The following is a 13,724-nucleotide window of genomic DNA, read 5'->3' as shown; positions in this document are numbered from 1 at the left end:
TCACGCCTCAGGCTCCTTTGCGGACGCTATTGAGGCGCCAGACTTCTAGAAGGCCGCGGATGGTCACATCCGCGTCAAAATGATCGATGGCGCGCGAGGCGCCCTCAAAGAGTGACGCCACGCCGCCGGTTGCGATAACACTCATGGGCTGGCCGTATTCGGCGCGGATACGCCCGATCAGCCCGTCTATGAGGTCGATATAGCCCCAGAACACGCCAGACTGCATGGCACCTACTGTGTTCTTCCCGATAACACGCTCTGGCCGCTCTATGGCGATACGCGGCAGCTGCGCCGCCGCATTGTGCAAAGCCTGCATGGAGAGGTTGATGCCGGGCGCGATGATGCCGCCCTCAAACACACCGTCGGCGGACACGATATCGAAAGTCGTCGCCGTGCCGGAATCCACGATGATGAGATGGCCGGGATATTTCACCTTGCAGCCCAGCGCATTGACCAGACGATCCGCGCCCGCCTCTCCCGGCCGGTCCAGATTGACGCTGATGCCGAGATTGACGCCCGTATCACCGATCACCACCGGATCGGTCTTCAGATAGCGCTTTGACAGATTGCGCAGATTGAACAGCGATTGCGGCACCACCGATGAAATGACGCAGGCCGAGAGATCGTCGAAGCTCAGCCCCTGCAGGCTCATCAGCTGGGCCAGCCAGACCGCATACTCGTCTGCCGTACGCGGGCTGTAGGTGGCGGTGCGCCATTGCGCACGCCAGTCCTGCCCGTCATGGACGGCAAACAGCGTATTGGTATTGCCGCAATCAATCGCCAGCAGCATCGCGTTCAGCCTTGTAGGTTAGCCGGAAAGAAGACATCGCCTGCGGAGATAAGCCGTCTTGTGCCATCTGCCAAATCCAGCCGCAGTGCGCCATCGGGCATCAGATCGGCGAATATGCCTTCCACCGTCTCATTCTCCAGCCGCGCGACGACCCGCTCGCCAAGCCCGTGCGCGCGGGCAAGCCAGGCATCACGTATCGGCGCAAAGCCCGCCCCCTGCCAGCGCTGCAGCCAGGTGTCGAAATGATGGGCCAGCCGCTCTCCGGCATGCGCCGGATCAACTGCCGCACCATGGGCGGCAAGGCTGGTTGCAGGGCGCTCGGAATCTTCCGGGTGATGGGCGAGGTTCACGCCAATACCGGCGGCGAGCCACAGACCGCCGCCGGGCGCTGCGCCCGATTCCAGCAATATGCCACACACCTTGCGGCCCTCGATCAGTACGTCATTGGGCCATTTCAGGCGCGGGTTCAGGCCGGGGCTGAGCTCCTCGATCAGATCGGCAACGCTCAAGGCTGCCGCAAAGGAGAGGCGCGCCGCATCTCCGGCGCTGGTGTCGAGCACATAAAGTCCGGTGATGAAGAGATTACCCGGCTTGCTGACCCATTCCCGTCCACGCCGTCCTCGCCCGGCGCCCTGCAGGTCGGCGCGTATCCAGACCGGCCCGCGCTCGCCCGATAGCGCCCGGCGGCGGGCCTCTTCATTGGTGGAGTCAATCTCGGCGTGGTGGTCGATGCGTAGCACGCTCTAGCCGCCAATGGCCGAGCCCGCCTCGATGACACGGGTAAGCATGAACGGCACCAGCAGGAGCAGGCCCACGGTCGCAATGCCGGTCACGCGCGTGATGACGGCCACGCTGGCGGGCGGGTTGAGGAACTCGCCGCCCGTGGGTTCGTCAAACCAGACGCGCTTCAGGATCATCAGATAGTAGGCGATCGAGACGGTGGAGAAGATACCGGCCAGTACCACCAGCCAGACAAGGCCCGCCTGCACGGCAGCGTAGAACACGAACAGCTTGCCGAAGAAGCCGACGAGGAAGGGCATGCCGCCAATGGACAGCAGCAGGCCGGTAAAGGCGAGCGCGAGGCCGGGGCGGGACTTGGAGAGACCCGCCAGATCCTCGATCCGCTCCACCATGCCCTCAGCACGCCGCATGGAGAGGATGACGCCGAACGCGCCAGCCACACCGATCACATAGAGCGTCATGTAGAGCAGCACCGCCCACACCGCCGCCTCGCTGGCCGCAGACAGGCCAACCAGCGCATAGCCCATATTGCCGATAGAGGAATAGGCCATCAGGCGCTTGATGTTGGTCTGCAGCAGCGCGCCCAGCGCGCCGATGCCCATGGAAAGGATCGCCAGAATGATGGTGATCTGCTGCCACTGGTCTGCCATGGCACCAAACGGCTCCATCAGCACGCGGATGAGCAGCACCATGGCGGCAAGCTTCGGCGCGGTCGCGAAGAAGGCAGCAACCGGTGTCGGCGCGCCCTCATAGACGTCCGGCGTCCACATGTGGAAGGGCGCAGCGGAGATCTTGAAGGCGAGGCCGGAGACCACGAATACCAGGCCGAAGATGAGGCCGACAGATGGGTTCTCTGCGGCCAGCGCGATCGCGCCAAACTCGGTGGAACCAGCAAAGCCGTAAACCAGCGACGCGCCGTAGAGCAGCAGGCCGGAGGAGAGCGCGCCGAGCACGAAGTATTTCAGGCCGGCTTCCGAGGCGCGAAGGCTGTCACGGTTGAAGGCAGCGAGGATATAGAGCGCCAGCGATTGCAGCTCGAGGCCGAGATAGAGCGCGATGAGATCACCGGCGGAGACCATGACCGACATGCCAAGCGTCGCCAGCAGGATCAGCACCGGGAACTCGAAACGCGCCAGGCGCTCGGTGCGCAGATAATGTCCGGCCAGAACCAGGGCGATAGCCGCCGCGAGATAGACGACCGCCTTGGCGTAGAGCGAGAAGCTGTCGAGCACGAACGCGCCGTAGAAGGCCGTGCCGCCACCTTGCGGGGCCAGGAACACCGCCACGCCCGCGCACAGCACCAGAAGCCCCATCGAGGCCAGCGAGACCAGACGCGCGGCCGTTTCCTCACCCTTGATGAAGACACCCGCCAGCAGGAGCGCCATGGCGCCAACGGCGAGGATCAGCTCAGGAACGATGAGGCTGAGATCGGCAAGAAGCATGGATCCGGTCATGGGCATCAAGCCTTGAAGCTTACGGGTTGGCGGAGGCGGCCAGCGCCCCCTGATATTGCGAGATCAGCGCTTCGACCGAAGCGGTGGTGATGTCGGTGATCGGCGTGGTGAAGAAGCCAAGCCAGATGGCCAGGAAAGCCAGCACACCCAGATTGATCCATTCACGCCAGTCGAGATCGGTGGCCGATTCCAGTTTCGGGTTCGTCATCTCGCCAAACACGACCTTCTTGTAGAGGGTCAGCATGTAGACGGCAGAGACGATCACGCCGAAGGCAGCACCAAAAGCGACGCGCGGGTCATACTCGAACGCGCCCATCATGGTCATGATCTCGCCGACAAAGCCCGAAGTGCCCGGCAGGCCGACATTGGCCATGGTGAACAGGGCGAAGAAGGCGGCATAGACCGGCATTTTGTGCACAAGCCCGCCATAGAAGGCGATGTCGCGGGTGTGGAAGCGGTCATAGATCACGCCGACGCACAGGAAGAGCGCGCCGGAGATGACGCCGTGCGAGATCATCTGGAAGATCGCGCCCTGCACACCCAGCACGTTCATCGTGAAGATACCCATTGTCACGAAGCCCATGTGGGCGACCGACGAATAGGCGATCAGCTTCTTGATATCGGTCTGCCGGAAGGCGACCAGCGAGGTGTAGATGATCGCGATGACCGACAGCACCATCACCATCGGCGCAAAGAAGGCGCTGGCGTCGGGGAACATGGGAATGGAGAAGCGCAGGAAGCCGTAGCCGCCGAGCTTCAGGAGGATGCCCGCCAGGATGACCGAGCCGGCCGTGGGCGCTTCCACGTGCGCATCGGGCAGCCAGGTATGAACCGGCCACATTGGCATCTTCACCGCGAACGAGGCGAAGAAGGCGAGCCATAGCCACATCTGCGCATCGCGCAGGAATTCATGCTGCAGCAGAACCGTGATGTCGGTCGTGCCGGACACAACGAACATGTAGATCATCGCCACCAGCATCAGCACCGAGCCGAGGAAGGTGTAGAGGAAGAATTTGAACGCCGCGTAGATGCGGTTGGCCCCGCCCCACACCCCGATGATGAGGAACATCGGGATCAGCGAACCTTCAAAGAAGATGTAGAAGAGGACCAGGTCGAGCGCGCAGAAAATGCCGATGACCAGCGCTTCGAGCAGCAGGAAAGCGGCCATGTAGTCGGCCACGCGCTTTTCCAGCTTCCAGCTTGCCAGAATGCAGATCGGCATCAGGAAGGCGGTCAGCAGGACGAACAGGACAGACAGGCCGTCCACGCCCATGCGGTAATTGATACCCAGAGCGGTCAGCCAGTCGGCCGTCTCGACAAACTGGAAGCCGGGCTGGGCGGTATCAAACTCCAGCACGAGCAGGATCGACAGCGCGAACACGAACAGCGTCACGAACAGGGCTACGCCGCGCGCATTGCGGTCCAGCGCCGGGCGGTCCTCTGAACGCATCAGCGCACGCAGCACCAGTATCGCCACCGCGCCCAGCGCAGGCAGGAAGGTCAGCGCAGTAAGGATGGGCAGTTGTCCCAGCATGCCTATTGTCCCCCGGCCCGCGCGACCAGCCAGACGGCAAGGCCCAGAACGCCGATCAGCATCACGAAGGCGTAGTGATAAAGATAGCCCGACTGCAGGCGCACAATGCGGCGGCCCGCCTGCATGACGGTCCCGGCAACGCCATCCGGGCCAAGCCCGTCAATGATGCGCCGGTCGCCCACCTTCCAGAACAGGTCGCCAAGTCCGCGCGCGCCGCGCACGAAGATGAAGTCGTAGATCTCGTCGAAATACCATTTATTGGCGAGGAAGCTGTGAAGCGGACCGCCACGCGCAGCGATCTTCGCGGGCAGACCTTCCTTCACCACGTAGAACCAGTAGGCCAGCACGAAGCCGACCACCGTCACCGCAATCGGGCTGAACAGCACCCAGGTCGGCGGATGGTGGCCGGTGGCCCCCTCCCCGTAATTGCCCTCGGCGTAAGGCCCGGCAGGCAGGCTGCCACCCCAGAATTCCAGCGCGCCGCGCGCCACGAAATCGCTGCGGAAGAGACCGCCAGCGAACACCGCGCCAACGGCCAGCAGCAGAAGCGGAACGATCATGATCCACGGGCTTTCATGGGCGTGGTCAAGCGTGTGCTTGTCGCCGCGGAACTTGCCGTGGAAGGTCATGAAGATGAGGCGCCAGGAGTAGAAGGAGGTCAGGCCCGCCGCGATGATGGCCACCATGAAGGCGAAATAACCAAAGGCCACGCCGTCCGCGCCCGCCATGAAGGCTTCCTCGATAATCATGTCTTTCGAGTAGAAGCCGGCAAAGCCGAGATTAAGCAGCGGAATGCCCACGCCCGTCAGGGCTAGCGTGCCGATAATCATCATGATCCAGGTCACGGGCAGCAGCTTGTAGATGCCGCCCATATTGCGCATGTCCTGCTCGTGATGGAGGCCGTGAATGACCGAACCGGCACCCAGGAAGAGCAGCGCCTTGAAGAAGGCGTGCGTAAACAGGTGGAACATGGCCGCCGAGTAGAGGCCAAGGCCCGCCGCGAAGAACATGTAGCCCAGCTGCGAGCAGGTGGAGTACGCGATCACGCGCTTGATATCGTTCTGTGCAAGGCCAACCGTTGCGGCAAACAGCGCCGTCGTCGCACCGATAAAGGTGATGATGGCCGAGGTGTTCGGTGCCAGCTCGTAGATCGGGTAGCAGCGGCAGACCAGGAACACGCCCGCCGTCACCATGGTCGCGGCGTGGATGAGGGCGGAGACCGGCGTCGGGCCTTCCATCGCGTCGGGAAGCCAGACATGCAGGAAGAATTGCGCCGATTTGCCCATCGCCCCGATGAAGAGCAGGAAGGCAATCAGCTCCAGCGCCATGAATTCGAGGCCGAACAGGGTGAGCGTCTGGACGGTGCCGTCATCGACCTGACCAAACACGGCATCGAAATCGAGCGTGCCAAACACGGCAAACACCGCCATCACGCCCAGCGCCAGACCGAAATCGCCCACGCGGTTGGTGACGAACGCCTTGATCGCCGCGTCATTGGCCGACTTCTTCTTGTACCAGAAGCCGATCAGCAGATATGAGGCGAGGCCGACGCCCTCCCAGCCGAAGAACATCTGCAGGAAGTTGTCAGCCGTCACCAGCGACAGCATGGCGAAGGTGAAGAGCGACAGATAGGCAAAGAAGCGCGCGCGGTGCGGGTCGTCGGCCATATAGCCCCACGAATACACGTGCACGAGCGCGGACACGCTGGTCACGACGACCAACATTACCGCCGAGAGCGAGTCCAGCCGGATGTCCCAGCTAATGTCGAAATTGCCGACGGCCATCCACTGCGCGAGCTCGTAGGTGCGCGCATTGCCGAGAATTGCCACGTCCACAAACAGCCATGCCGATGCCAAGGCGGCGGCAATCGTGGCCCCGGTGGTGATGAGCTGGCTGGCGCGCGTGCCGATCTGTTTATGGAACAGGCCGGCAATGATGGCTGCCAGAAGGGGTCCGAAAACGACGATAAAAGCCATGATAGCCGCTCTAGCCCTTCATCAGGTTGACGCCCTCAACCGCGATATCACCGCGGTTGCGGAAGAAGACGACGAGGATGGCAAGGCCGACAGCGGCTTCAGCCGCTGCGACCGTGAGGATCAGCATCGCGAAGACCTGCCCTGTCATGTCGCCCAGATGGGCAGAGAACGCGACCATGTTCACATTCACCGCCAGCAGGATCAGCTCGATCGACATCAGGAGAATGATGACGTTCTTGCGGTTCACGAAAATGCCGAACACGCCAATCGTGAACAGGATCGCGGCCAGCGTCAGATAGTGTCCCAGACCAATCTCGAACATTAGCCGATCCCCTCGCCCGATTTGACTTCGACCAGCTCGACGCCTTCCTCGCGGCGGCGCTGCACCTGGCGCGCGATGTTCTGGCGGCGCACGCCCTCGCGGTGACGCAAGGTGAGCACGATGGCGCCAATCATCGCCACCAGCAGGACAAGGCCGGCCAGCTGGAAGAAGAAGACGTAGCGGTCATAGAGGATGGAGCCGAGCGCCTCGGCATTCGTCATGTCCGCCGGCACAGGCGTCTGCAGCGCAGCGCCCGCCGTATCCGACACCACCCAGGTGATGCCCGTCAGGGACAGAATGCCCACCAGCGCCAGCGCGACCGCGCCACCTAGCGGCAGATAGTTGAGGAAGCCCTCTTTGAGCGCGGCAAAGTCCACATCCAGCATCATCACGACGAAGAGGAAGAGCACCGCCACCGCGCCGACATAGACAATGACCAGCAGCATGGCGAGGAACTCGGCCCCCAGCATCACGAACAGGCCCGCCGCCGAGAAGAAGGTCAGGATCAGGAACAATACGGCGCGCACGGGATTGCGTGCGGCCACCACCATGAAGGCGGAGATAACCGCCGTCCCTGCCAGAATGTAAAACGCCGCTGCCTGCAGCATGGTCCCCCCCTTGGGCCCGAACGGGCTGTGGGCTGTCTGGTCAATAACAGCACCGGAAAGGCTTTCCGGGCCGGGTTAATATGAGTTGGGCGCCCTTCTAGCGTTACCGGTAGCGGGCGTCGAGTTCGAGGTTGCGGGCAATCTCACGTTCCCAGCGATCCCCGTTCTCGAGAAGCTTGTCCTTATCGTAGTAGAGTTCTTCGCGCGTTTCGGTCGCGTACTCGAAGTTCGGGCCTTCCACGATGGCATCGACCGGGCAGGCTTCCTGGCAGAAGCCGCAATAGATGCATTTGACCATGTCGATATCGTAGCGCGTGGTGCGGCGTGAGCCGTCCTCGCGCGGTTCGGCTTCGATGGTGATGGCCTGCGCCGGGCACACCGCCTCGCACAGCTTGCACGCGATGCAGCGCTCTTCGCCATTGGCGTAGCGGCGCAGCGCGTGCTGGCCGCGGAAACGCGGGCTAAGGCGGCCCTTCTCGAACGGATAGTTCACGGTCGGCTTCGGCGTGAAAAGCTGGCGCATGCCAAGGCCGAACGCGCCCCAGAAATCCATCAGGGCGGCTCCGCGCAGGGTTTGGGCGATACGGCTCATTGGATTGTCCTAGCTTGCATTCGAGTAGACAACGACAGCGCCCATCACCGCGACCGCGACGAGCGAGGTCGGCAGGAAGATTTTCCAGCCCAGACGCATCAGCTGGTCATAGCGGTAGCGGGGTACGAGCGCCTTCACCATGGCGAACATGAAGAACAGGAACAGCACTTTGAGCGCGAACCAGAAGACCGGCGGTATCCAGGTGAAGGGCGCGACATCAAAGGGCGCATGCCAGCCGCCGAGGAACAGCACGGTCATCAGCGAGCACATCAGCACGATGTTGAGATATTCGCCGATCATGAAGAGGAGGTAGGGCGTGGAGGAGTATTCCACCTGATAGCCCGCCACCAGTTCGGATTCCGCTTCCGGCAGGTCAAACGGCGGGCGGTTAGTTTCTGCCAGCGCCGAGATAAAGAAGATCACGAACATCGGAATGGTGATGACGAAGACCGGCCAGGGCAACAGATCAAACGACAATACGTGCCAGTTCCAGAAGCCGCCGGCCTGCGCCATCACGATCTCGGAGAGGTTCATCGTGCCGGCCATCAGGAGGATGGTGACGATCACGAAACCGATGGAGACCTCGTAGGAGACCATCTGCGCGGCAGAGCGCAGCGCGCCAAGGAAGGGATATTTCGAGTTGGAAGCCCAGCCGCCAATGATGATGCCGTAAACGCCAAGCGAGGAAATCGCGAACAGGAAGAGGATGCCGACATTAATGTCGGAGATCACCCAGCCCGGCGCAACCGGGATCACCGCCCAGGCTATGAAGGCGAGGGTAAAGGTTATCAGCGGCGCCAGAATGAACAGCGGGCGGTCCGCGCCGGCCGGAATGACGATTTCCTTCAGCACGAACTTCAGGAAGTCAGCGAAGGACTGGAGCAAGCCGAACGCGCCGACCACGTTCGGGCCTTTGCGCATCTGCACCGCCGCCCAGACCTTGCGGTCCATCAGCAGCAGGAAGGCCAGCGACAGGAGCAGCACGACCATGAAGGCGAGGATCTGGCCAACCGCCAGCGCCGTGCCCCAGACCGGACCGAATTCGGTGACGAAATCGTTCATCAGCCCCTACTCCGCTGCCTGCAGCGTGGCACGCGCGGCCTTCGCCGCAGCCGAGCACTCCGCCATCGTTTTAGACGCCCGCGCGATGGCGTTCGTCAGGTAGAAATCGCTTACCCGGCTTGCGAACGGATCAGCCGACACATCGCCCGCCTCGCCCAGCGTGGACGGATCAAAGCTGGCCGCGCCTTCTGCGCCCGGCGCATGGTCGATCTGGCCGAAGCTCTCGATCTCCTCGATCAGCTTTGCCCGCAGCGCATTCAGGCTGTCATAGGGCAGCGTCTTGTTCAGACGCGCCGACAGCGCGCGGAAGATCGCCCAGTCCTCTTTGGCTTCGCCTTTTGGGAACACAGCCCGCTCGGCAATCTGCGCACGGCCTTCGGTATTCACGTAAAGCCCCGGCTTTTCGGTGTAAGCCGCTGACGGCAATATCAGATCGGCGTGCATGGCACCGGCATCGCCGTGATGGCCGACATAGATGACGAAAGCCTTGCCGAGCTTGGCCATATCAATCTCGTCCGAGCCGAGCAATACCACCGTATCCAGCTTGCCCTCATTGGCATCGTCCAGAATGGCCGTAGTGTCGCGTCCGCCCTCGCCCGGCAGGAAGCCCAGATCAAGCCCGCCCACGCGGCTCGCCGCCGTGTGCAGCACCGAAAAGCCATTCCAGTCCCCGCGCACCACACCAGCGGCTTTCGCCAGCTCTCCTGCCGCACGCAGCACCTGTGCGCCATCAGCGCGGGCCGTGGCAGAGCTGCCGAGAATGATGATCGGGTTCTTGGCGTCTTTGAGCGTCTTGATGAAGCCGGAGCGTTTCCTGGCGAGCGCGCCAATGGCATCCGGGCCGCTGCCCAGATGCTCATAGGGGTAGGTCAGATCAACCGCCTCGCCGATCATCGCCACATCGAGCTGGCCATTCAGCCAGCGCTGGCGGATACGGGCGTTGAGCACCGGCGCATCAAGGCGCGGATTGGCGCCGATAAAGAGGATGGCATCGGCCTTGTCGATACCGGCAATCGTCGTGTTGAAGAGATAGCTCTCACGCGGGCCGGCGCCGATCCTGGAGCCGTCCTGACGGCAATCGAGCGATTTGACGCCCAGCGCATCGAACAGGTCCTTGGCCGCTTTCAGGCCCTCGGCATCGTTCAGATCGCCAGCGATTACGCCGATCTTCTCCGGCTTGCCGGAGAGCTTTTCTGCCGCAACGGTCAGTGCCTCATCCCAGCCGATGGCGGTCAGCTTGCCGTTCTTGCGCACATAGGGCTTGTCGAGGCGCTGGCGGGAGAGCCCGTCCCACACAAAGCGGGTCTTGTCGGAGATCCACTCCTCGTTCACGCCCTCATGGATGCGCGGCATGATGCGCAGCACCGCGCCGGAGCGGCTATCCACACGGATGTTGGAGCCAATCGCGTCCATCACGTCGATGGTCTCGGTCTTGTTCAGCTCCCAGGGACGCGCATTGAAGGCATAGGGGCGCGAGGTGAGCGCGCCGACCGGGCACAGGTCGATCACATTGCCGGCGAGCTCCGATGTCATGGACTGTTCCAGATAGGTCGTGATCTCCATGTCCTCGCCGCGCCCGATGGCGCCCAGCTCGGACACACCGGCAATCTCGGTGGCAAAGCGCACACAGCGCGTACACTGGATGCAGCGCGTCATCACCGTCTTGATGAGCGGACCCATGTATTTTTCTTCAACCGCGCGCTTGTTCTCGGCAAAGCGAGACGTGGCGCGGCCATACATGAGCGACTGGTCCTGCAGGTCGCACTCACCGCCCTGGTCACAGATCGGGCAATCCAGCGGGTGGTTGATGAGCAGGAACTCCATCACCCCTTCGCGCGCCTTTTTGACCAGCGGGGAGAGCGTGCGCATCGCGGGCGGCTCGCCATTGGGGCCACCGCGCATGTCACGCACCAGGAAGGCACAGGACGCCACCGGCTTGGGCGCGCCGACCAGCTCCACAAGGCACATGCGGCAATTGCCGGCCACCGACAGGCGCTCATGGTAGCAGAAGCGCGGAATCTCGCGCCCCGCCGCCTCGGCAGCCTGCAGCAGGTTGTAATCCTGCGGGACTGTGATCTCTTCGCCGTCAATGATGATGGTGCGCGTATTATCGCTCATCAAACCTGCTCCACGGCCCCTTCGGGCATCAAACTTTCGTCAGGGCGCCTTCGCCCACTACGGTTGTCCATTCACGCACGCGCCAGTTCGCGATCAGCCCGTTTTGTACATACGGGTCTTCCTGCGCGAAACGCTCGGCCACACTCTTGTCTTCACCCTTGAACACCAGCACCGCGCCATCGGCGGGGTCGGCCAGCGCACCGGCCAGCACCAGCTCGCCGCGCGCCTGAAATTCGCGCGCGAGATTGAGGTGCACCGAACGGAACTCACCCCGGCGCTCCATATAGTCCGGCGCGGTTTCGTAGAAGAGGATGAAGTGTTTCATCATGCCCTACTCCGCTGCGACCGGGACAAACACCGGCTTGCCGGCGCGGTAATTATTGATCCGGTCCTCGATCTCGTGGCGGAAATGGCGGATCAGGCCCTGCACCGGCCAAGCCGCTGCATCGCCGAGCGCGCAGATCGTGTGGCCTTCCACCTGGCCCGCCACGTCCAAGAGATCATCGATCTCGCCGATCTCGGCCTCGCCGCGCGCCATGCGCTCCAGCACGCGCCACATCCAGCCCGTGCCCTCACGGCACGGCGTGCACTGGCCACAGCTTTCGTGCTTGTAGAAATAGCTGATGCGGGCAATCGCCTTCACCACGTCAGTGGAGTTGTCCATCACGATGACGGCAGCGGTGCCCAAGCCCGATTTCACATCGCGCAGCGCGTCGAAATCCATCAGCACGTCGTCGCAGATCTCTTTGGGGATCAGCGGCACGGACGAGCCGCCCGGGATCACGGCTTTCAGATTATCCCAGCCGCCGCGCACACCGCCGGCATAGGTGTCGATCAGTTTTTTAAGCGGGATCGACATCGCCTCTTCCACATTGCACGGCGCGTTTACATGGCCGGAAATGGAGAAGATTTTGGTGCCGGAATTGTTCGGACGGCCAAACTGGAGGAACCACTCCTTGCCCCGGCGCAGGATTGTCGGCGCAACGGCAATGGATTCCACGTTGTTCACGGTGGTCGGGCAGCCATAGAGGCCCGCGCCAGCCGGGAATGGCGGCTTCATGCGCGGCTGGCCCTTCTTGCCCTCAAGGCTTTCAAGAAGCGCCGTTTCCTCGCCGCAGATATAGGCCCCTGCGCCGTGATGGATGTAGACGTCGAAATCCCAGCCGTTCACATTGTCCTTGCCGATGAGTTTGGCTTCATAAGCCTCGGCGACAGCGGCTTCCATGCGCTCGCGCTCATGCACGTACTCGCCGCGCAGATAGATGTAGCAGGCATGGGCCTGCATCGCGAAGCTGGCGATAAGGCAGCCTTCGATCAGATGGTGGGGATCATTGCGCATGATCTCCCGGTCCTTGCAGGTGCCGGGCTCGGACTCGTCCGCATTGACCACCAGATAGTGCGGGCGCGCGCCGACTTCCTTGGGCATGAACGACCATTTCAGGCCCGTCGGGAAGCCTGCCCCGCCGCGTCCGCGCAGGCCAGAGCCCTTCATCTCGTCGATGATCCAGTCACGCCCCTGCTGCAGGATTTCGGCCGTGCCGTTCCAGCATCCGCGCTTCTTTGCACCCTCAAGGCGCCAGTCATGGCGGCCATAGAGATTGGTGAAAATCCGGTCTTTATCGTGAAGAAGCATTATTCAGCATCCTTCTTCGTGGCGGGCTTTTTCGCAGCCGGCTTCTTTGCGGGCGTCTTTTTGGCCGCCGGTTTGGCAGCGGCTTTCGGCGCGGCCTTGGCCGTCTTGCGCGGCGCGCTCTTCACCGCACCGCCAGCCTCGTCGGCATCAGCAGGCTTACGGGCCGGGCGGCCCTTCTTGACCGGTGCCGGGTCCTCACCCTCTTCGGCGGCTTTCGCCTCCGGCGTATTGGGCAGATAGGGCATCGGCTTGGCCCGGCTGCCATCATACAGCTCAGCATCAGCCAGAACGGCGACGTCCGCCTCGGTCGGCTCGGAGCATTTGCGCCCCGTCACCGGCCCCATCTCGACAGGTTTACCCGCTGCCAGATCGTCCAGGATCTGCTCCAGCGCGGCGCCCGTCAGGTCCTCATAGTAGAAATCGCCATCCTTGTTGGCGATCTGGACCATGGGTGCGTTGGAGCAGGCCCCGAGGCACTCCACCTCTTCCCAGGAGAACTTGCCATCGGCGCTGACATTGCCGCGGCCCTTCTTCCCGATGCGCTTTTCGCACACGGCTTTGAGATCATCAGACCCGCGCAGCCAGCACGGCGTTGTGCCGCACACCTGGATCAAGTGTTCACCCACCGGCTCCAGGTTGAACATGGTGTAGAAGGTCGCGACCTCGTAGACACGGATATAGGGCATCTCGCAGCGCGCCGCGATCTCGCGCAGGGCCGGTTCGGATACCCAGCCCTCCTGCTTCTGGGCCAGCCAGAGCAGCGGAATTACGGCAGATGCCTTCCGGTCTTCCGGATATTTGTTCATCCAGAACGTGATCTTCTTCTCGCTTTCCTTTGAAAACGCGAAGCTTTCCGGTTGCACTTCGGCGGCTGCAAGACGGCGCACGCTCATC

13 protein-coding genes are annotated in these 13,724 nt (G+C 62.6%); all 13 read right to left on the bottom strand.

Annotated features, from left to right (window positions below; all coding sequences use genetic code 11):
- Nucleotides 1–7: 7 nt before the first annotated feature.
- Nucleotides 8–790 (bottom strand): type III pantothenate kinase, encoded by a 783-nt coding sequence (locus AB6B38_RS03505; RefSeq protein ID WP_371394369.1) that lies wholly within the window; start codon nt 788–790, stop codon nt 8–10.
- Nucleotides 791–795: 5 nt separating this feature from the next.
- A complete protein-coding gene (locus tag AB6B38_RS03500) occupies nt 796–1,530 on the bottom strand; it encodes a biotin--[acetyl-CoA-carboxylase] ligase (protein ID WP_371394368.1) in 735 nt (244 codons plus the stop codon).
- A 3-nt stretch (nt 1,531–1,533) separates the two neighbouring features.
- Nucleotides 1,534–2,985, bottom strand: coding sequence for an NADH-quinone oxidoreductase subunit NuoN (gene nuoN, locus AB6B38_RS03495; RefSeq protein ID WP_371394367.1), 1,452 nt, complete (start codon nt 2,983–2,985; stop codon nt 1,534–1,536).
- 19 nt (nt 2,986–3,004) lie between these two features.
- Nucleotides 3,005–4,519, bottom strand: coding sequence for an NADH-quinone oxidoreductase subunit M (locus AB6B38_RS03490; RefSeq protein WP_371394365.1), 1,515 nt, complete (start codon nt 4,517–4,519; stop codon nt 3,005–3,007).
- 2 nt (nt 4,520–4,521) lie between these two features.
- A complete protein-coding gene (gene nuoL / locus AB6B38_RS03485; RefSeq protein ID WP_371394364.1) occupies nt 4,522–6,495 on the bottom strand; it encodes an NADH-quinone oxidoreductase subunit L in 1,974 nt (657 codons plus the stop codon).
- 10 nt (nt 6,496–6,505) lie between these two features.
- Nucleotides 6,506–6,817, bottom strand: coding sequence for an NADH-quinone oxidoreductase subunit NuoK (gene nuoK, locus AB6B38_RS03480; RefSeq protein ID WP_371394362.1), 312 nt, complete (start codon nt 6,815–6,817; stop codon nt 6,506–6,508).
- Nucleotides 6,817–7,425: an NADH-quinone oxidoreductase subunit J gene (locus AB6B38_RS03475; RefSeq protein WP_371394361.1), complete on the bottom strand. Its 609-nt coding sequence runs from the start codon at nt 7,423–7,425 to the stop codon at nt 6,817–6,819. The genes nuoK and AB6B38_RS03475 overlap by 1 nt, the downstream gene beginning before the upstream one ends.
- Nucleotides 7,426–7,528: 103 nt before the next feature.
- Entirely contained in the window at nt 7,529–8,017 is a 489-nt protein-coding gene (gene nuoI, locus AB6B38_RS03470) for an NADH-quinone oxidoreductase subunit NuoI (protein ID WP_127567168.1), read from the bottom strand.
- 9 nt (nt 8,018–8,026) lie between these two features.
- The gene (gene nuoH / locus AB6B38_RS03465) at nt 8,027–9,079 is read right to left on the bottom strand and encodes an NADH-quinone oxidoreductase subunit NuoH (RefSeq protein ID WP_127567170.1); all 1,053 of its coding nucleotides are present in this window, start codon (nt 9,077–9,079) and stop codon (nt 8,027–8,029) included.
- 6 nt (nt 9,080–9,085) lie between these two features.
- The gene (gene nuoG, locus AB6B38_RS03460; protein ID WP_371394360.1) at nt 9,086–11,197 is read right to left on the bottom strand and encodes an NADH-quinone oxidoreductase subunit NuoG; all 2,112 of its coding nucleotides are present in this window, start codon (nt 11,195–11,197) and stop codon (nt 9,086–9,088) included.
- A gap of 28 nt (nt 11,198–11,225) precedes the next feature.
- The gene (locus tag AB6B38_RS03455) at nt 11,226–11,522 is read right to left on the bottom strand and encodes a YciI-like protein (RefSeq protein WP_371395065.1); all 297 of its coding nucleotides are present in this window, start codon (nt 11,520–11,522) and stop codon (nt 11,226–11,228) included.
- Between the two features lie 6 nt (nt 11,523–11,528).
- A complete protein-coding gene (nuoF, locus tag AB6B38_RS03450; RefSeq protein WP_371394359.1) occupies nt 11,529–12,830 on the bottom strand; it encodes an NADH-quinone oxidoreductase subunit NuoF in 1,302 nt (433 codons plus the stop codon).
- The gene (gene nuoE, locus AB6B38_RS03445; RefSeq protein WP_371394358.1) at nt 12,830–13,723 is read right to left on the bottom strand and encodes an NADH-quinone oxidoreductase subunit NuoE; all 894 of its coding nucleotides are present in this window, start codon (nt 13,721–13,723) and stop codon (nt 12,830–12,832) included. Before nuoE ends, nuoF begins: the two co-directional genes overlap by 1 nt.
- Nucleotide 13,724 lies beyond the last annotated feature (1 nt).

Source organism: Glycocaulis abyssi, assembly GCF_041429775.1.
GTDB classification, from domain to species: domain Bacteria; phylum Pseudomonadota; class Alphaproteobacteria; order Caulobacterales; family Maricaulaceae; genus Glycocaulis; species Glycocaulis abyssi.
This window is presented reverse-complemented; position numbering and strand designations above follow the sequence as displayed.